General features: G+C 42.6%; 14 protein-coding genes. 5 read left to right on the top strand and 9 right to left on the bottom strand.

All coding sequences use genetic code 11. The features are described from left to right. Positions 1-396: 396 nt before the first annotated feature. Complete coding sequence (locus tag EWV84_RS01660) at positions 397-1,611, top strand: aminotransferase class V-fold PLP-dependent enzyme (RefSeq protein ID WP_287075998.1); 1,215 nt, start codon at positions 397-399, stop codon at positions 1,609-1,611. 152 nt (positions 1,612-1,763) lie between these two features. On the opposite strand, the gene gyrB is transcribed toward EWV84_RS01660, so the two are convergent. Further along, a complete protein-coding gene (gyrB, locus tag EWV84_RS01655) occupies positions 1,764-3,686 on the bottom strand; it encodes a DNA topoisomerase (ATP-hydrolyzing) subunit B (protein WP_287075996.1) in 1,923 nt (640 codons plus the stop codon). A gap of 122 nt (positions 3,687-3,808) precedes the next feature. Between gyrB and EWV84_RS01650 the strand changes: the two genes are divergently transcribed. Continuing rightward, on the top strand, positions 3,809-3,994 hold the full coding sequence (locus EWV84_RS01650) for a hypothetical protein (RefSeq protein ID WP_287075994.1): 186 nt from the start codon (positions 3,809-3,811) through the stop codon (positions 3,992-3,994). 49 nt (positions 3,995-4,043) lie between these two features. On the opposite strand, the gene EWV84_RS01645 is transcribed toward EWV84_RS01650, so the two are convergent. From EWV84_RS01645 to EWV84_RS01620, 6 genes are all read right to left on the bottom strand, one after another. Further along, positions 4,044-4,754 (bottom strand): response regulator transcription factor, encoded by a 711-nt coding sequence (locus EWV84_RS01645; RefSeq protein WP_287075992.1) that lies wholly within the window; start codon positions 4,752-4,754, stop codon positions 4,044-4,046. 261 nt (positions 4,755-5,015) lie between these two features. After that, positions 5,016-6,365 (bottom strand): ABC transporter substrate-binding protein, encoded by a 1,350-nt coding sequence (locus tag EWV84_RS01640; RefSeq protein ID WP_287075990.1) that lies wholly within the window; start codon positions 6,363-6,365, stop codon positions 5,016-5,018. Positions 6,366-6,376: 11 nt separating this feature from the next. Next, a complete protein-coding gene (locus tag EWV84_RS01635; protein WP_287075988.1) occupies positions 6,377-7,096 on the bottom strand; it encodes a PspA/IM30 family protein in 720 nt (239 codons plus the stop codon). Positions 7,097-7,203: 107 nt separating this feature from the next. Then, positions 7,204-9,774, bottom strand: coding sequence for an ABC transporter substrate-binding protein (locus EWV84_RS01630; RefSeq protein ID WP_287075987.1), 2,571 nt, complete (start codon positions 9,772-9,774; stop codon positions 7,204-7,206). A 32-nt stretch (positions 9,775-9,806) separates the two neighbouring features. Then, a complete protein-coding gene (locus tag EWV84_RS01625) occupies positions 9,807-11,171 on the bottom strand; it encodes a DUF1822 family protein (RefSeq protein WP_287075986.1) in 1,365 nt (454 codons plus the stop codon). A gap of 16 nt (positions 11,172-11,187) precedes the next feature. Then, a complete protein-coding gene (locus tag EWV84_RS01620; RefSeq protein ID WP_287075985.1) occupies positions 11,188-12,336 on the bottom strand; it encodes a sigma-70 family RNA polymerase sigma factor in 1,149 nt (382 codons plus the stop codon). 244 nt (positions 12,337-12,580) lie between these two features. Here EWV84_RS01620 and EWV84_RS01615 point away from each other — a divergent pair, with 244 nt between their 5' ends. The 3 genes from EWV84_RS01615 (at position 12,581) to EWV84_RS01605 (ending at position 15,584) form a co-directional block, all read left to right on the top strand. Next, on the top strand, positions 12,581-13,675 hold the full coding sequence (locus EWV84_RS01615; RefSeq protein WP_287075983.1) for a fatty acid desaturase family protein: 1,095 nt from the start codon (positions 12,581-12,583) through the stop codon (positions 13,673-13,675). Positions 13,676-13,879: 204 nt separating this feature from the next. Further along, positions 13,880-14,431, top strand: a complete 552-nt coding sequence (pgsA, locus tag EWV84_RS01610; protein ID WP_287075981.1) for a CDP-diacylglycerol--glycerol-3-phosphate 3-phosphatidyltransferase — start codon at positions 13,880-13,882, stop codon at positions 14,429-14,431. Then, complete coding sequence (locus EWV84_RS01605) at positions 14,421-15,584, top strand: calcium-binding protein (protein ID WP_287075979.1); 1,164 nt, start codon at positions 14,421-14,423, stop codon at positions 15,582-15,584. The genes pgsA and EWV84_RS01605 overlap by 11 nt, the downstream gene beginning before the upstream one ends. Positions 15,585-15,795: 211 nt before the next feature. Here EWV84_RS01605 and EWV84_RS01600 read toward each other — a convergent pair whose 3' ends face one another. Beyond that, complete coding sequence (locus tag EWV84_RS01600; protein ID WP_287075977.1) at positions 15,796-18,048, bottom strand: transglycosylase domain-containing protein; 2,253 nt, start codon at positions 18,046-18,048, stop codon at positions 15,796-15,798. Positions 18,049-18,217: 169 nt separating this feature from the next. Further along, complete coding sequence (gene ilvN / locus EWV84_RS01595) at positions 18,218-18,742, bottom strand: acetolactate synthase small subunit (protein ID WP_002732118.1); 525 nt, start codon at positions 18,740-18,742, stop codon at positions 18,218-18,220. Between the last annotated feature and the right edge of the window lie 150 nt (positions 18,743-18,892).

The raw sequence follows: 18,892 nt of genomic DNA, 5'->3' as shown, positions 1-18,892 counted from the left end.
AGTTAAAAGTTAAACTTCAAGTTTTTATTCAGGACGAATGTACTGATTAACTAATTTTTTGGGGAAAATTAGTTAACCCATCATTATAACATATAATTAATTTGCAAGAGTTCTATTCTATACAAGGAGAAAAGTTAAGCTTTCCTGGACCAGTGAAGTAAAGTAAAAAATAATAAACTAAAAAAAGAAAATATTCCCAAGTATGTTTCCTCTACTTTAATACTATTGTGACAATTGCGACTTAATCCGTCGATAGAATTCAGCCGTCGGTCGTCAGGAAGTGGGGAAATGGGGAAATGGGGAATTCAACTAAAACCCTAAAACCCCAAAACCCAACACCTTCTAACTGATAATTGATAATTGATAACTGATAACTGACCCCCCATCTTGCCGCTTATGCAGAATTTAGACGAAAATACCCTCGATTGCGCCGTTAGTAAACCGGATTTGGCCGAACAAAGACAGGAATTTCGGGGACTTAGCAATAAAGTTTATTTTAATTTCGGTGGTCAGGGAACCTTGCCCAAGGCGGGATTAGAGGCGATTATCGATGCCCATAATTTTCTCCAACAACAGGGGCCTTTTTCAGGACGGGTAAACGATTGGATTACCGGAAAAACGGAACTTCTCAGGCAAGAAATGGCTCAGGAATTGGGAATTAGCCCTAAGAATCTCTCTATCACCGAGGATGTCACTGTAGGCTGTAATATCGCCCTCTGGGGAGTTGATTGGCAAGCGGGGGAACATATTTTACTAACCGATTGTGAACACCCCGGAATTATCGCCACGGTTCAAGAAATTGCCCGTCGTTATCATCTGGAAATCTCCACTTGTCCTATTCGGGAAACTTTAAACGGCGGCAACCCGATAGAAGTGATTTCCGCCCATCTACGTCCAAAAACTAGGGTTTTGGTGGTTAGTCACGTTTTGTGGAATACTGGACAGGTTTTACCCCTCAAGGAAATCTCGCAACTTTGTCATGATAATTCTGTCACCGAAAAACCCGTTTTAGTGGTGGTGGATGCTGCCCAATCCGTGGGTTGTTTGCCCTTAGATTTAAGCGCTACTGCCGCCGATTGTTATGCTTTTACGGGTCATAAATGGTGGTGTGGACCGGCTGGTGTGGGAGGATTGTATATTCGTCCCGAAATTTTCCCTAGTTTACAGCCCACTTTTATCGGTTGGCGCGGCATTGAAACAGATAGCCGAGGACAGCCTATCGGTTGGAAACCGGATGCCAGACGCTTTGAAGTGGCCACTTCTGCCTATCCCCAATTTGAGGGTTTAAGGGCAACTATTGCGGTACATAATGCCTGGGGTGATGGGGGACAAAGATACGAAAAGATTTGTCAATTAGCGGCTTATCTTTGGGGGGAATTAAAGACGATTAAAGGGGTGAAATGTTTAAAAAATTCTCCGCCGGAATCCGGTTTAGTTTCCTTTCAAATTGACTCGGCCATCACCCCACAAAAGTTAGTGCAACAGCTAGAAAAACAAGGGTTTTTACTGCGAACTCTCCTCGACCCCCTCTGTGTGCGTGCCTGTGTTCATTATTTCACTTTGCCCTCAGAAATCGAGCAGTTAGTAGCAGCTATCCAAAAGTTAGTTTAACAAAAATGTGGCTGGGGAAGTCCCCACCCTCAGCCAGCGTAGCGGATTGGGGATGCGCCGAGTGCCTCCTTTCCGCTTGCTCAAACCCTAACTGGATTTAGGGATATGATCGGGCTGTATTAGCCTAGACTAACACAGCCCCAAGTTACCTTTTAAATGTCCAAATCGGTAAGATTTAAACGCGATCCGTGGGTTTCGATAAATTCTCGCCGGGGGGCAACTCGATCGCCCATAAGAATCGTAAATAATTCCTCTGCTTTGGCTGCGTCTTCGATTTCCACCCGTTTTAAAGTGCGAGTTTCGGGATTCATGGTAGTATCCCAAAGTTGTTGGGGCATCATTTCTCCTAACCCTTTAAAACGTTGGATTGTGTAGTTAGCATTGGAGGGAAATTCTGCTATCTTTTGCTGTAATTCTCGATCGCTATAGCAGTAGGAATGATTTTTACCGCGTTCCAATTTATAGAGAGGAGGACAGGCGATATATACATAACCTTGGTCAATTAAATTCTTCTGATAACGATAGAAGAAAGTTAACAACAAAGTTCGGATGTGTGCGCCATCCACATCAGCATCAGTCATTAAAACAATGCGATGATAGCGCAATTGTGAGGGGTCGAAATCTTCTCCTTTAATCCCTAAACCGAGGGCCGTAATTAAGGATTGAATTTCCGTATTTTTGTAGATTTTGGCATCATCGGTTTTTTCGATATTGAGGATTTTTCCCCGCAGAGGTAGAATCGCTTGAAAACGACGATCGCGCCCCTGTTTGGCACTTCCGCCGGCGCTGTCACCTTCGACGATGTAAATTTCTGACTTTTCTGGGTCTCTTTCGCTACAATCAGCCAATTTACCCGGTAAAGGTGAGGATTCCAAGACCGATTTCCGTCGTACTAAGTCCCGCGCCCGTCGGGCCGCTTCAGCCGCCTTGTACGCTTGTACTGCTTTTTCGATAATCGTGTCGGCCACTTGGGGATTTTGTTCTAAGTATTCGTTGAGAGTTTCCCCCACCAGGGAATCAACAATACCCCGGACTTCGGTGTTACCCAATTTGGTCTTGGTTTGTCCCTCAAATTCCGGTTCGGGGACTTTTACGGAAATAACGGCGGTTAAACCCTCGCGGACGTTTTCCCCCGCTAGATTAGGCTCGTTTTCTTTAATTTTATTGCGTTTACGAGCAACATTATTTAAAGTACGAGTCAGAACTGCCTTTAATCCTTCTAGATGGGTTCCCCCGTCAATGGTGCGGATGTTATTAGCAAAACCGAGAATATTATCGCTATAGGCATCTATACACCACTGAAACGCCACTTCGATATTAATTCCGTTCTTTTCCCCCGATACATAGATAATATCTTTGTGCAGGGTTTCTTTTTCCCGACACATATAGGCGACGTATTCTTTAATACCCCCCTCATAACAATAGGTTTCGATGTGGGGTTCTTCGGGACGGTAATCGCTAAAGGTGATTTTAACACCCGCATTTAAGTAGGCTAGTTCTCGTAAACGTCCAGAGAGGGTACTGTAATCAAATTCGATGCCTTGGCTAAAAATTTCGGTGTCCGGCAGGAAATTAACCCTAGTTCCCGTTTTTTCCTCTTGACCGGGACTGCTGACCAATTCTGTGACGGGGATACCTCTTTCGTAGCGTTGGGTATGTACTTTATGATCGCGCCAGACTGTCACATCGACCCATGCAGAAAGAGCATTAACGACGGAAATCCCGACTCCGTGTAACCCTCCCGACACTTTATAACCACCACTGCCAAATTTACCGCCGGCATGAAGTATAGTGAGAACGGTTTCTAGGGCAGATTTACCCGTGGTGGGGTGAACATCGGTGGGAATACCCCGGCCATCGTCGGTGACGCTGACGGAACCATCGGCCTTGATATCCACTTCGATATGAGTACAGTAACCCGCTAAGGCCTCATCGATCGAGTTGTCCACCACTTCATAGACTAAATGATGTAGTCCCCGCGGACCAGTCGTACCGATATACATCCCCGGCCGCTTCCTGACTGGTTCTAACCCTTCGAGAACTTGTATCTGTTCCGCGCCGTAGTTACTTGTCATAAAATTTCCCTAAAAAGGCTGTGATCCCTGATTGAACCTAAATGAATGGCAAAATCTTCAAAAATTGTAGCACATAAGGGTTAAAGACTGCTTAAGTGCCTTTAGGGAGAATTTTTTATTGGGTGTGGGGTGTGGGGTGTGGGGAAGTGGGGAAGTGGGGAAGTGGGGAAGTGGGGTGTGGGGTTGGGGTTGGGGTGTGGGGAAGTGGGGAAGTGGGGAAGTGGGGAAGTGGGGAAATTGAACTAAAACCCCAAAACCCCAAAACCCCTAAATCCCTAAATCCCTATCTCCTGTCTCCTGTCTCCTGAATACTGACTCCTGACTCCTAACCCCACCAACAAACTTTTTCAGCAGACCCTAAATAATGTCATCCTCAAATTTATAACCGACACCGACTACGGTTTTGATAAAGATAGGATTAGCAGGATCGGGTTCTACTTTTTTGCGTAAGCGTCGGATATGGGTATCTACTACCCTTTCATCGCCAAAAAAATCATTTCCCCAGAGATTATCGATTAATTGGGTACGACTCCAGACGCGATTGGGATAACTAACAAAGGTAGCTAATAAATTAAATTCTAAGGTGGTTAAATCGAGGGTTTCCTCTGGCATTCCCTCCAATTTACGAAGAGCAGAATGTTGATCTAAGTCGATCAGAAAATGACGGCTGCGATGGAGTTGTTGCGGTTGACTATCGTGTCTTAAACTACGTCTTAATAAGGCTCTTACCCGAGCGGTTAATTCCCGGGGACTAAAGGGTTTTACCATGTAATCATCGGCTCCTGTGGATAAACCGATAATGCGATCGATTTCTTCTCCCCTAGCGGTTAACATTAAAATATAGGGGTCTTTATTTCCGGGTTTTTGGCGAATTCTGGCACACAATTCTAGTCCGTCTAATTCGGGTAACATTAAATCTAAAATAACTAAGTCTGGTTGCTTTTGATAAAATAGTTCTAGTCCTACCCTACCATTATAAGCCAGATGACAAGTAAAGGATTCCCTCTCTAAGGTTTGCTGAATCAAATGGGCGATTTCAATTTCATCTTCGATAATAACGATATCCATAAGTAAGTAGTTATAATTTAATTGAAGATAGATTTTGCCTTTGATTCCCCCTGCCCCCCTTAATAAGGGGGGTGCGGATGCCCCCTGCTCCCCTTAATAAGGGGGAATCTGACAATTTTTAAAACCTACCTACTTAGGCATATTTTAACATATTAGCTATTCATTTCTTACTCAAAGTTGAATGTTAAAATAATCGTAATTTTTGAGACTTTTTGGGGGGAGAGTTGGCAACTCTCCCGACTGTGGTGGACTGGGGACTTTTTAAGGTAAAGGGACAAACTGCTCACCGGAGGGAGTCGATCGCACTTGAATTAACACCGGTTGACCGATGCGATCGCCAGTATTGGGATCAAAGCTAATTTTTCCGGTGGCTCCTGTTTGATAAAAATTGGCGGAACGCAGCTTGGATTGTAGGCCCGGACGTTGAGGATTTTCCCTTAAACCGGCAATAATCACCCGTGTAGCGTCAAAACTGGTGGCTGTGCGCCAACTAACCGGACCGCGCCACTGTTCCTGCATAAGATTGGCAAAAGTCTGGTTAAGCGAGGGGTGCCAGGGTGCGGCAAGGGTTAAACCTTGGGCGTTTTTGCCGCCATCTTCGAGGGTGCGAATATTGTAGAGGGTGGGACTACTAAACAGAGGCAAACGCTGACGATTGGAGCGAATGACCTCAAAAACGGGATCGAGGCGATCAACATGAGCGACGACAAATAGGCCGTTAGCACCCCCAGAAATCGCCTGATTAAGGGCTTGATCGGCCTTAAAATTGGGGACACTCAGATCACAGACAATCGGCACAATTTGACCGCCTTTTTTCGCCACATTAGCCATCAACTCGTCTTTAAAGGAAACATTATCAGGAGCTTGAGAATCATAGCAAAAAGCAATTTTCTGGACTTTAGCAGTATTTACTATGTAATTTGCTAATTTTTCCGTAATTTTGCCGTTAGAAGCCACCAGACGAAAGATATAATTTCCCGCACCGGAGAGATTATTAGCTAGGGAGGTGGGAGAAATCATCACCAAACCGCCTTTTTCGTAGATGGGAGCGGCGGCTAAACTGGCATCGGAGGCATTATGACCGACAACAGCGATAATATCGGGATTTTTGACTAATTCCCTGGCTACCTCTTTCGATATCTGCGGCTGATTATCGTCATTAACCACGATAACCATCAGTTTTCTGCCGTTGATCCCTCCCTGTTGATTGATCTGGGTTTGCGCGCTGGCGACTCCTCGCAATATTTCTTGAGCGACGTTGGGATTAGTTGTCGCTGGGACAACAACGGCGATTTTGAAGGGATTTGGGCTGGTTTGCAGGTTGCTGAGATAAATTACGCTTTCGGGATCGTTGGGACGTTGAGCGAGGGATTTTTGCAGAAGTCCCCTTGCTTCTTCGTAGTAACCCTGGTCAATAGCAGCGATCGCTGATTCTTTGGCGGTGTTAGAGTTAGTTTTGATTAGGAGATGATTGCCATAACTCATGCGGGGATTATTATCGGCTTTTGGGGCAAATATTGCCGAGATTTGGGGAAAAAGAAACCAGCCGATCAACCCCAGTAAAACATAGAAAATTGGCGGTAAGCTCGCTTTTTTGCCAGTCTTTGTCATCGCTTTACTCCTTAACTTTGCTGATTGAATTCGGCTAAACGGCGGTTAATTTCGTCATCAAGGCTTAAGAAATCGATTTCTTGAGCTAATTTCTCGCTATAGTTCTCGCTTAATTCACTATAGACGTTTTCTTTTCGATAACGGTTGTTAATCGCTTCATTGGCATCCTCAAAGCGATCGCGGGAGGTATTGAGGTTGAGACTACTATCAAATTCGTTTATTTTGCCTAAAGCCTCATTCATGGAACTAATCGCTTTTAAGTTGCTCATTTCTAACTTATAATGCTCGATTTTTTCCTGCTCTTTGCGAAGTTTTTCCTTAGCAGCAATGACCACTTTTTCCGCATTATCGACCCGATCTTTCATGGCGGGTAGAATTTTTTCTAGGGAGAGAACCTTAACCATAGCTAGTCTTGCCGCTTCTTGAAGACCTTTTTTTTGGGCGGTGACAGCCTGCTGCAAGGAGTTTGTGTGTTCCTGTTTTTTTGCCTCGTATTGTGCTTGAGCCGATTGCTGGGCTGCTACTACTTTCGCCACCGATTCTGTTAATTCCGCTAGGGATTTTTGCATCGATTCTAGGGATTCTTTGGCCGATTCTACGGCAATTTTGCCGCCGGATTCGATGGGAATACCCCACAACCAATTCCAGATCGCAACGAGAGAATTTCCTGCCTTATCACCGATCAGCCAAAAAATCAAGGCTCTTGGGTTTAATTTTTTGAACAATTTCATGCCGTTTGTCTCCTAGAGGTGTTACCTGTTAATTAGGAGTGATGGCCAACTTTAATGCAGTGGATAAGGTTAAGTTTTGTAAAAAGTCTTGACAAGGATAGGAAGGTTTAGAGTGAACCGGCAGATTTAATGGGAGCGAGGGGGACAAATTGACCCTTTTTGACCTGTAGAATCAAGTAGCGGCGATCATCAGGATTATTGTTCATGTTGCGGACACCATTCTCATCGAATCTAACAGTGCCAGTCATTCCTTCGATAGAAAAATCGTTTCTTAAAACTTGATTTAATAATTCTCGATCGAATTTTTGTCCTTGTTGGTATAACTTTCGCAAAGCGGTGAGGATAATTTTGGTCGCATCGTAGGACATGGGAGTGCGCCAAACATTGATCTTATTTTGCCAAAAACTCTGGATATAATTATCTTGTTTGAGATCATACCAAGGCACGGTGATAACTAAATTTTCTACTCCTTGTTTACCTTCTGCAAGGGTGAGATAACTTTGAAAAGTGGGGGACCCTAAAATCACTAAGTTTAACTTTTCTGCGGGACGTTGCTTAAAGATACTGACGGCTCTTTTCAGATCATTAACATAGGGAGCAACCATGAGAATATTTACTTGATATTGAGCAATTTTTTGATAAATTTCTTGTTTACCTAAATTAATTTTTGGTTCGATATTGCAGTCAAAATCTTCATCTTTAACGAATTTTTGAAACTGCTGACCGAGGAGAATGTTTTTATATTTGTTAGCAAAGTTATAATTATCTCCAGAGCGATTGTCGTAACAAATTAAATTAGTGGGGTTTTGGATAATTAGCTTGTCAGTTTGTTCGCGGATGTATTCACTTAAGGTTGTGGCAAAAGTTTCCATATCGGGAACCATCTTATACATATAGCCATTGCCAGAGATTTTCGAGGAAAAGCTGGTGGGAGATAGAGCAACAATTTTCCCTTGTACATAGCTATCTTTGGCCGCTTCACTAGCAGCAGAAGCATTATGACCAACCACTGCTATAATTGACGGATCTTTAACAAATTTTTCGGCTCGATCTTTGGCATCTGCGGCGCTATTATTATCATTAGCGACCACTAACTGTAGAAAGTGAAAATCGGGGTTTTTGGCCTGTTCATCGTTTAACTCCTGTTGGAATAAAGCAATACCTCGTAAAATTTCCTGAGCAATTTCTGGATTATTACCAAGAGGAACACTGGTGGCAATTTTTAAGGGATTTCTGTCTTGATAGGCCGCACGAGCGTTATTATAATAGATGCGAATCTCTGGATTATTGGGCAAGCGATCGAGGGATTGTTTAAAAAGCTGAATTGCTTGTTTATATTCTTTGTTTTTAAAAGCTTTTCTTCCCTGTTCAAGACTGTTATCTTGTCGATTTGTCTTTAATAATATTTCTTCACCTAAGCTAATTTCTGGGTATTTACTAGCATCATCGGAAAATACTCCTCCCCAATATAAAACTGATAAAGTTACCAGAAGACTTAAAATAAATAACAGAGCTTGTTTCCAGCGAATAGATAGACGTAATGGCCTTTTATTTTTAGGTAAAATCAACGGTGGTTCTTCAGGATTTTCTATCAAACGAGGCAGCAAAGAAGAACTAGCAGCATCCACCGCAAATCCGTGTAATTTTAAGTCTTGTCGAGCGATTGTTAAGGATTCTTGTAGGGATTTATGTCCAAGAAAATTGGGAAGAAAAACTTCTAGAAATCTCAAAGCAACCCGCACGGCGATCGGTTCTTTCATAACAATAATATGGGGTACTCCGATATTAGCCAACTGACGACCAATACCTAACCCATCGCAGGAATTACAGATAACAAGTTTTAAGCCTTTTTTAACAGCTATTTCTAGGGAATTTCTTAAGTTATGTTCTGGAGATAAAGCCGTATCATTATCAATGATAAAAACTCCATCGTGACCGTCACTACTGGTTTTACTATGACCTAAATAAACTACAATATCCCATGGATTTTTGATCAACTCATTGTGAATATTTATCGTTGAAAGAGGAGGGTCTGAACCAGGACTTAATATTTGCATAGAAACCTTATCTTGGTTTCCTAGTAACGTTTGCAAACTGGATAAACACAGGGAAGTATGCTTGTTTTCGATGTCAATATTGCCCAAAATTACTAAAACATTAATCGGATAAGTAAAAGTACGTTCTCTCGGGGGATCTATCTGGATAGTAAGAGCAATTTCCACATCGGGAAACCATTCGTGTAAAAAATTCCAAGACTCCCAGGGAATTTGTTGTAAATCAAAGTGGGTAGTTTGGATAAAAAATCTTACTTCTGACTCAGTACCTATATGGAACAAGATATGATTTTGTATCGAACTCAGAGAACTGGAATTTAGCCATTCATTTAAGCTATCTTTTAAAGTTTTAGTGGCTTTTTTGAGGTTGTCTCTAGGATCACCTACCGCTGCATGGGTGATCATGCTATGAGGAACGGTAATTCCTAAACTGGGTTGACTTTTTACCCAATGATAATAAGCTCGACGATAATTTTGCAAAGCGTCAGCAATGTCAAGGTTAGGGACTAATTTACCCTCGGTAAAAGGTGCTATCAAGAGATGATTATCACGAATTTCTAGAGTGACGGAAAATCCCGTTTCAAAACTGCCATCACCAATTTTCAGAATCACAACTCTGCTCATGTCTCTACCCTTGACATTTTCTGCTATCTCTATTAAATCCTAAACTGTTCGATAATGCTACTATCCCCTAAACTTAGGTTAACATTAAAGCGATCGTCGGCATCAGCTAGAAAATAAAGTTGCAGATAGCTATCTAAGGGTTTCTCCCTTGCTATTGCTTGTAAACTGGGGATTAATTGGCCTATTTCATCGCTAATTTGCAAAGATAAACCGGGGGGTAGCTTGGCAAAATTGTTCATGGCATAGGCACGAATTAAGACAGCAATTCTCTGGTTACTGGTTGATAAAACTCCTACCATTAAAGCGATTTTATGTCCCATTAATTGACTACCCACATCGAGCATTTTACGGATAGCAGCATTGGGATAATGAGGATCGATATTCCAGAGATATTCGGCCGCTTGCCAGCGAATAGTTTCATCTTGGGTTTGATGTTGTAGTTTTGCTAAAGCTTCCTCTGGGGTTAAATGTTCCGAAAATTCCACCTCTTTTTGACTAGCATACAGTTGTCTAATTCCTCGCTGAATATCTGTCGGAGATTCTCGGCTGCTGATTTTTTCAGCAGCCAACAAAAAACCCGGATTAATTGGACGATAATTGTCGATAGTGCTGAGGATTTCCTGCCATTTCTCTGTAATAATTCCCTGCAACCATTGACTAAGTTTAGTGGGGATTACCTCTAAACGCTGCTGATAAAGTTTTTCTCGCCATTGCTGATTATTCAACAAAGCTAACCACTGCTGACAACTAATATCTAATCTCGGAGAATAGGGGGAAACTTGACCTAACTTTTTAATTAAATTTTCTGCTGTTGCTGGCGATAACTTTGCTAGAGATTCCAGTTTTCCTTTTTCACTCTCTCCCTCTAAACAACTCTGCCAAAGAATATCTAAATCATCAATAATTTGCTCACTTTCCAAATAATATTGATGGTAAATTGGATCGTATTCTGCGAGATTTTTAACATCTTTTCTGGATATAAAACCCCAGATATTGAGGAATTTTTCTGCTAAATCTACCTGCACCCCTAGATAAAAATCCGCCGCTAAATCGGGAATATCAACCCATTCTTGCTCTATTGTCAATCCCTCAATGTCAATAGTTTGACTGGGAATAGTAGTCACTTTTTTATCTTGAATTTGCCAAGTAAACCCGTTAATAAACTCCCAAAGATACTGATGGTTTTTAGGTGTTGTTTGAAGGGAAAAATCAAGATTATCTTTCAGCCAATTGCTTAAGCATATTTGGACTAAGTAATTAATCAAAGCCTGATTTTTGGCGGTTTGATTCGAGTATTGACCGAGAATCGATCGAGCTTGCTTGATCTCTGTTTCCGAAAAAGTTAGCCAAAGGGATTTCGGGTTAATTTGTTGCAAAATATCGAGGTTGACTTTCATGGTATCTCCTAACAGATTAGATTTGAGTTAAGTAGGACTGACAAAAATATTCCAGATAAGCATCGATCTCTTGTTTTTGCCGAGATTGTAATTTAATCTCATTTAACAAAATAGGACAATCTTTGCCTTCCCTTGCACAGAGTAGCTGATAAAATTTTTTACATAATTGGGTTATTTCTCGACTAATAGTAGATGAGTGAACTCCCAATCGATTAGCGATCTGTACCTGTGTCATCTTTTGATGATAGTAACAATAGACAATCTGTTTAACTTCCTCCTCTTGAGTGATCAGTAACTTCTTAATATCTTCCTGGATTTCTTGCTGTTGTAGTAAGTCTTGACTTTGCTTCTTGCTGGAGAGATTGTCCCAAAAGTAATTACTACCATCGTCATAATTATTAGGCTCAAATTTAGAGTAAGGAGGATCGATATGATTACGCATTATCTCTCCTATTTGATTGAGTTTTGCCTGCACTTCCTCAATGGTGAGAATAACTTGCGGTTGTAACTGCTGTAGGCGATCGATTACTTGTTGCCAATCCTCCTCTTGCCACTTATCCAATGATCTAAGAGAAGCTTTTTTAACCTCTCGAAAACAGTTAAATATTAGCAGGTAATTCTCGGTAAAGATACCCGATGTTCGTAAAATTTTTTGAATTTTATTCGCACTAAAAAGACTGACGATACCGAGATTAGTCCTGCCAATAGTTTTATACTCTCCTCGCAGGAAATTATAGAGAGTATTTCTCAATTTTTTATCTGTCCATTTTTCTAAGATTAAGCGAAAAAATCCCGGTTTGGTCTTGTTATCCTGAAAATTACCGTAAAAATTGCTAGGATTATTGATAATTGCCGTGGCAAGCAAATTCAGCAAATAGTAGAATAGGGTTTCATAATCAGCATCGATCCGATGGCCAACATTTTGATAGACCCTTTGAGTTACCATAGAGGAGCGATATTGTAAAAAAACCATCCAATGGGACTTGACTAATTGGTTATTAGGGTCATTCTGTAACCATTGCCACAGAGCAAAATACACCGCTTCATCATTGGCCACGCTTCCAGCGATCGCATCGATCGATTTTCTTAATTGTGGCACTTCGCACCAGAAAACTCGATCGCCTTCAATGGCTTTAATAGTAGTATAAAAGTACCTAACGCTCATTTCTATCACCGGCTACAGGTATCTGATATCTGATTAGGTAAAAACCGAGGATTTTCTGCAAGAGTAGCCAATAAATTGAGCGATTCCCTTGCCAAGCGCACCTCTTTCTCTGACAATAGATGAGGGACTGATGAGAAATTATCAGTTATGCTGAGACAGCCTTAGCAAACCAGTAAAAGACTCATAAATTAACTCTGAGCTGCCACAAATTGCTGTCATATCAACTTCTAGGACAAAAATAGGAATGCGAGTAACTTTTACCGAAAATCAGGGTTTTAGAAAGGAATTGAATAAACGGGTTGATGCTTATTTTACCGAAAACGGCATCCCCACCAGAGATAATTTTGCCATGTACCTGAAGACGATCACGATTTTAACCTGGGTAATTGCCGCTTGGCTATTTGTGCTTTTTGGTCCGGATATCTGGTGGCTAAAAATTATTGGTTGCATGGTTTTAGGAGGAGGATTAGCAGGGATTGGTTTTAGCATTGGTCATGATGCTAACCATGGCGGCTATTCTAGTAAAAAATGGGTTAATTCTCTCCTTGGCATGAGCTACGATTATATCATCGGTACTTCCGGTTATCTCTGGCGTTTTCGTCATAATTATCTCCATCATACCTACACCAATGTTTTAGGATACGATGTGGAAATTCACGGCGATGGTGTCGTGCGAATGACTCCCCATGCCGAGCATAAATGGTATCATCGTTATCAACATTTATTTATCCCGATTCTCTACGCTATAATTCCTATATATTGGTCATTCTCCGATGTGCGATCTATCCTCTTTTGTAATCGTTTTGGCGAGATTAAAATTCCCAATCCTAAACCGATCGATCTATTCGTTTTATTGAGCGGAAAATTTGTTTATCTCTTCTGGTTTATTGGCATTCCTCTCTTAGTTGGTTATAGTCCCCTAGAAATAGCGATCGGTTTTCTCATTGTTTTTATGACCTATGGAGTGCTTGCCTGTCATGTATTTATGTTAGCTCACGTTTTGGAACCCGCCGAATTTATTCAACCCTCTGCAGCTAACCAAATCGAAGACGAATGGGCAATATTTCAAGTGCGAACTACCGTAGATTTTGCACCTAAAAATGTCTTTTTAAATTGGTATTTAGGGGGATTAAATTATCAAGTCGTTCACCATCTTTTTCCGCAAATTTGTCATATTCACTACCCTAAAATTGCCCCAATTTTAGCGGAAGTTTGCCAAGAATTTGGCGTTAATTATGCCGTTTATCCCACCTTCTGGGGTGCTTTAGCTTATAATTATCGTTGGCTCAGACAATTAGGCAATAAACAAAGTAATTTTGATCTCAAATTAGCCAGCTAAATATCAGTTATCAGTTATCAGTTATCAGATGTAAGTTATCAGTTATCAGTTATCAGATGTAAGTTTTAAGTTAATTAGTTAGTTATCTTTATCTTTATCTTTATACCTGTTTACTGTTTACTGATCACTGTTTACTGATCACTGTTTACTGTTTACTGTTTACTGTTTACTGTTTACTGTTTACTGTTTACTGATCACTGAAAAATGAACCTACCCAACTCGATTACCCTATCGCGACTCTTGGGACTGCCATTAATTTTATACTGGTTGCACCAAGGCACAGAAATCGATCGCTGGTTAAGTTTAATTATCTTTCTGATTGCTGCCAGCACTGATTGGCTCGATGGTTATCTAGCGCGAAAATTAAATCAAATCACCGAATTAGGTAAATTTCTCGATCCTTTGGTCGATAAATTGCTAGTTCTCGCTCCCCTCTTAGCTCTGATTGAAATGGATTTAATTGCTGCTTGGGGAGTATTTTTGATTCTCGCTCGGGAATTAGCGATCGCTGGTTGGCGGATTAATCCGAATTTAACGGGAAATAGCGACATAAAAGGGGCTAATTGGTGGGGAAAAAGCAAAACAGTCAGCCAAATTATCGCTATCGCTCTCTTAATTGCTCCCTTGCCTTCTGAATATAACTTAATTTCTCAGATTGCCTTTTGGCTATCGGTGACATTAACTTTAATTTCTGGCGTGATTTACGTCACACCCAGCCCAAAATTAACCCAAAATTCCCAAAAACTTGACCATTAGCAATAATTCAGGAAACAAACCTAGCAAACACGGTTGCATTTTTTTTTCCTTGGTATATGATGATCAGGGAGGAGGAATGTCAAACTCTTCAAATTCAAACATATCATTCAAAGAAAAAACTATGGCCACTGACACTATTACCGTATCTTTTGAAAAAGCCACCATGGGCGTTAGTTTCAATTTTTCTTCATTTGCAACAGTTGCCCAGTTCTTGTACTTCAATCCTTATGCCTCTATTTCTCTGCCGACAACAAACACTGGTACACATAATCTCACTTCCATTGGCGTTTTCGAGGATGACGGCAGTACGGCTTGGAGATTATTCAACGGAACGACTGGTGATGTTAGCTCAACCCTTTCCGTGTACAAGACAACCTCTTCTAAGAACTTTTCCCTGCCAGCAGGTACCAATACCTTTGTTAGATCTGATGTTCAAGGCACCCATATACTAAAAATCAACCCCAACGTTTCTTCGTACACGAAAGCAGCAGGTCCTAAACCAATAAATTTGGACCCTATGGCCACCGAGGGTGCAACTACCATCGACCAAATCCCCAACATGAATCCCTATTTCATGATAGGTAGTTCGTTCAACGATTTCTTAGGGGGTGGAAATAAGAACGATACCCTCATCGGTGGCGATGGAAACGATAGCCTAAATGGTAACCCTGGTAACGATAGCCTCAATGGTGGCGATGGAAACGATAACCTAACTGGTGTTTCGGGAGACGATACCCTAATCGGTGGCAATGGAAACGACACCCTATTGGGTGGCGAGGGAAACGACACCCTATTGGGTGGCGATGGAAACGATACCCTAAACGGTGGTTTGGGAACCGATAACCTAACCGGCGGCGCTGGTGCTGACCGTTTTGCTTACACTGCTAACAATCAGGGCGTTGACACCATCACCGATTTTACCATCGCTGACGGTGATCTTCTGGCATTTACAAGCACTCAATTCGGTGGATTGCCTCCCGGTACTTTGGCTTCTAACCAATTAGCACCGGCTGAAAATGGCGTTGCCAGATTTATCTACAGTGGTGGCGTTTTACAGTATGACTCAAACCTTGCCGCTACTGGTGGTCTGCTCGGAATCGCAACCCTTACTGGTACGCCAGCTATCACCAATAATCAGATTGTCATTGTCTAATCTATCCCTGTCCCTCCCCTGCGCTGGGTTGGGCAGTGGTGGGTTTTTGGGGTAAAATCAAGCCACCAGAAATAATCTCTGCGGGTGTGTTAGCTAGGGCTAGGACACCCTTATTACTTTAAAGCAGTTATCTTAATAGTGAGGTACGAAGTCTCTGGTTTTAGGGAACTCTGGAATAGGCAACGGGAACAGTAGCTTAGTCCTATTGGGATTAGTTTTGTGTAGTGATTAACTGACGGTGATAATCGCCCCATAACCGGGCTGCCTGTTGACTGCTGCCCGCAGTGGGAGAATTATTATCATTACCCAACCAAATGCCTGTCACCCAGTCGCGACGGGGAAGATAACCGATAAACCAAAGGTCCACATAATTATTCGTAGTTCCCGTTTTACCCGCTTCTCCCATGCCAATACTAGCAGCACCTCCTGTACCATTAGTTATCACCCCCCGCAATAGGCTATTCATCGTCTCGGCGGTTTTAGGGGAGATTCCAGGCTGATTTCTATCGCTATCGTCGCCATAGTCATAAATAACCCGACAGGTACTCAAATCCTCCACATTTTTACAGTCGGAAGCGTCGAGAATGCGTTTAATGGCGTGGGGACGATTCCAGCGCCCACCATGGTCAAAAACCGCATAAGCACCGGTCATTTCCAAGACATTTACCTCGCTTTGCCCTAAAATTAGCCCCGGTACAGGATTTAAAGGTGATTTCACCCCCAAACGTTCCGCTACATTGACCACATTACTTAATCCTGCCTCGCGAGCAATGCGAAGGGCGACACTATTTTCCGATCGCGCTAAACCTTGAAACATATTGACCCCCCCGCTACTGCGTTCACAGGGAGAATAAGCTTGTCCTTGCCAAGAGATTCCAGCGCAGGTATAGGTTTTATAGGGCGATATTCCCTTTTCCAAGGCGGCAGCATAAGCAAATACCTTAAAAGTGGAACCTGGTTGACGTTTAGCTTGGATAGCGCGGTTAAATTGGCTTTTTTGATAATCAACTCCCCCGACTAAAGCGAGAATTTCCCCGGTTTGACTGTTTAGGGTAACTAAAGCCCCTTGGGAGTATCGATAGCGGGGTCCTTGCTTTAGGACATTATTTTTTAAGCTTTTTTCTGCGATCGCTTGCATTCGGCGGTCTAAACTGGTTTCAACGATAAAATTGCCCTCTTTAGCCACTTCTTCCCCTAAAAGCTCCTGTAATTCCTCGAAAACGTAACTATAAAAATATGGTGCAATTGTACTAGATAGGGATTTTTTGGCTTGGGGACTGATTTCAATGCGGGATCTGCGGGCGCTGGCCGCCGCTTCTGGGGAAATCATCCTTAATTCGGCCATGCGATCGATGACACGATTGCGTAATTGTACGGAAGTGTCGTAATCTTGAATGGGATTAAATAAATTCGGGGCGGGTAACATAGCCACAAGAGTAGCAGCCTCCGAGATATCTAAATCTCTAGCGGATTTATCGAAATAAAAGCGGGCCGCGTCTTCAAAACCGTAACCGGCCAGACCGAGATAAACTCGATTGAGATAGGTTTTGAGAATTGTGTCCTTACTATAGACCGCTTCTAATTGTAAAGCGACCACAGCCTCCCGAAGTTTGCGATCGGCAGTATTTTGGCGACCGACTTCGGGGAATAAACTACGGGCCAACTGTTGAGTCAGGGTACTGGCCCCTTGACGAATGCCTTGACCTTGCCAATTAATCATAACAGCCCGGACAATCCCCAAAGGATCAACCCCAAAATGCCAGTAAAAACGACTATCTTCGGAAGCGACAACCGCCTTGGGCAGATAGGCAGAAAAATCGCCCAGATTATCTAATTCTTGATGAGTTTCCTGTCGAATGGGATTGAGGCGAGTTTGACCATCCCTAGCGTAAACCACCACCGGACCGCTCACCCCGGAAGGGAGTGGATAAACATTAACTCTGCGACTTTCCCAGATAATCGCTAAAACTAATAAACCGAAAATACCACCCGCACCATAGAAACCATAGCGCAAAAGTCGCGCCCACAGGGGAGGGGGACAGTAATAGGAGATGGTGACACAATTGGCTAAGTCTGGGGGGGCCAGGGTAAAGGTATCACCATGACGCAGGGAAACGCTTTTCAGACGACGTTTACCCATATAAACCCCGTTGGTGGAGTTTTCATCTGTGAGCAGGAAATGATGGGGATTTTTTGGGTCACGCTGCAGGGAACAATGAATCTGACTAACTACGGTGTTACGGATAGTAATATCACAGGAACTGGAATTACGACCCAACAAATAGCGATCGCCGATAAGGGGATATTTGCTTTCCCCGCTGCCATTCTCGTTTTTCAGGCGTAATTCGGGAACCCTCGCCCCTTTTTTGAGATTTACCGCCTGAAAATTCACCTTTCCTTGCAATTTCTGCACGGCAACGGTGACAAGTTGACTAATTTGGGTTTTCGGCGACTGCTTAGACATAGTTTTTATCAGGGGATGGGGGATGGGGGATGGGGGATGGGGGATGGGGGATGGGGGATGGGGGATGGTGAAGTGGGGAATTTCAACTAAAACCCTAACATCCTAAAACCCTAAAACCCCAACACCTTAACACCCTAAAACCCCAATTCCCAATTCATAGCCACTATCCCTAAATTGACATTTTAGCCTCTAAAGCTTTGAGGTATTCCGTATTGACTCCCGACTCGCGAATCAGAGCAATTTTACCGGTACGGGCCACCTCGCGAACGCCAAATTTATTCAGCATCTGCATAATCGCCACCATTTTACCCGGATCCCCCACCACTTCGATGGTCAGGGTTTCCTCGGAAATATCCACAATCCGCGCTCGGAATACCTGCGCTAATTCGATCACTTCGGCCCGGCGCTCGGCGGTAGCATTAACTTTAATCAGCATTAATTCCCTTTCCACACAGGGGGTTTGGGTGATATCCTGCACCTTGAGGACGTTAATTAATTTGTAAAGTTGTTTGGTTAACTGTTCGATGCTGTCCTCGTCTCCTGGTACTACCATCGTAATCCGAGAAACTCCCATCTGTTCGGCAGGACCCACGGCCAGACTTTCAATATTAAAGCCGCGACGGGCGAATAATCCAGCAATACGGGTTAAAACTCCCGCTTCATCTTCAACTAATACGGATAATGTGTGTTTCATGGCGCTCTGTCTACACAACCTAGATTTAACCATTTTGACACTCCCCGCTCTAAAGAGACGGGGATTCTTGGTTCACAGAGATTACTTGCTTAGACAGAATTGCTTCTGAAAAAGTAGAGGTATTCTCTCCCCAAGCGTTTATTGGATCTA

The organism is Microcystis sp. M_QC_C_20170808_M3Col (assembly GCF_007095505.1).
GTDB lineage: Bacteria > Cyanobacteriota > Cyanobacteriia > Cyanobacteriales > Microcystaceae > Microcystis.
This window is presented reverse-complemented; position numbering and strand designations above follow the sequence as displayed.

What these genes read in the sequence shown, in the direction of transcription:
- EWV84_RS01660 (WP_287075998.1), top strand. Translation starts at nt 397, where the DNA reads ATGCAGAATTTAGACGAAAATACCCTCGATTGCGCCGTTAGTAAACCG.
- gyrB (WP_287075996.1), bottom strand. Translation starts at nt 3,686, where the DNA reads ATGACAAGTAACTACGGCGCGGAACAGATACAAGTTCTCGAAGGGTTA.
- EWV84_RS01645 (WP_287075992.1), bottom strand. Translation starts at nt 4,754, where the DNA reads ATGGATATCGTTATTATCGAAGATGAAATTGAAATCGCCCATTTGATT.
- EWV84_RS01640 (WP_287075990.1), bottom strand. Translation starts at nt 6,365, where the DNA reads ATGACAAAGACTGGCAAAAAAGCGAGCTTACCGCCAATTTTCTATGTT.
- EWV84_RS01635 (WP_287075988.1), bottom strand. Translation starts at nt 7,096, where the DNA reads ATGAAATTGTTCAAAAAATTAAACCCAAGAGCCTTGATTTTTTGGCTG.
- EWV84_RS01630 (WP_287075987.1), bottom strand. Translation starts at nt 9,774, where the DNA reads ATGAGCAGAGTTGTGATTCTGAAAATTGGTGATGGCAGTTTTGAAACG.
- EWV84_RS01625 (WP_287075986.1), bottom strand. Translation starts at nt 11,171, where the DNA reads ATGAAAGTCAACCTCGATATTTTGCAACAAATTAACCCGAAATCCCTT.
- EWV84_RS01620 (WP_287075985.1), bottom strand. Translation starts at nt 12,336, where the DNA reads ATGAGCGTTAGGTACTTTTATACTACTATTAAAGCCATTGAAGGCGAT.
- EWV84_RS01615 (WP_287075983.1), top strand. Translation starts at nt 12,581, where the DNA reads ATGCGAGTAACTTTTACCGAAAATCAGGGTTTTAGAAAGGAATTGAAT.
- pgsA (WP_287075981.1), top strand. Translation starts at nt 13,880, where the DNA reads ATGAACCTACCCAACTCGATTACCCTATCGCGACTCTTGGGACTGCCA.
- EWV84_RS01600 (WP_287075977.1), bottom strand. Translation starts at nt 18,048, where the DNA reads ATGTCTAAGCAGTCGCCGAAAACCCAAATTAGTCAACTTGTCACCGTT.
- ilvN (WP_002732118.1), bottom strand. Translation starts at nt 18,742, where the DNA reads ATGAAACACACATTATCCGTATTAGTTGAAGATGAAGCGGGAGTTTTA.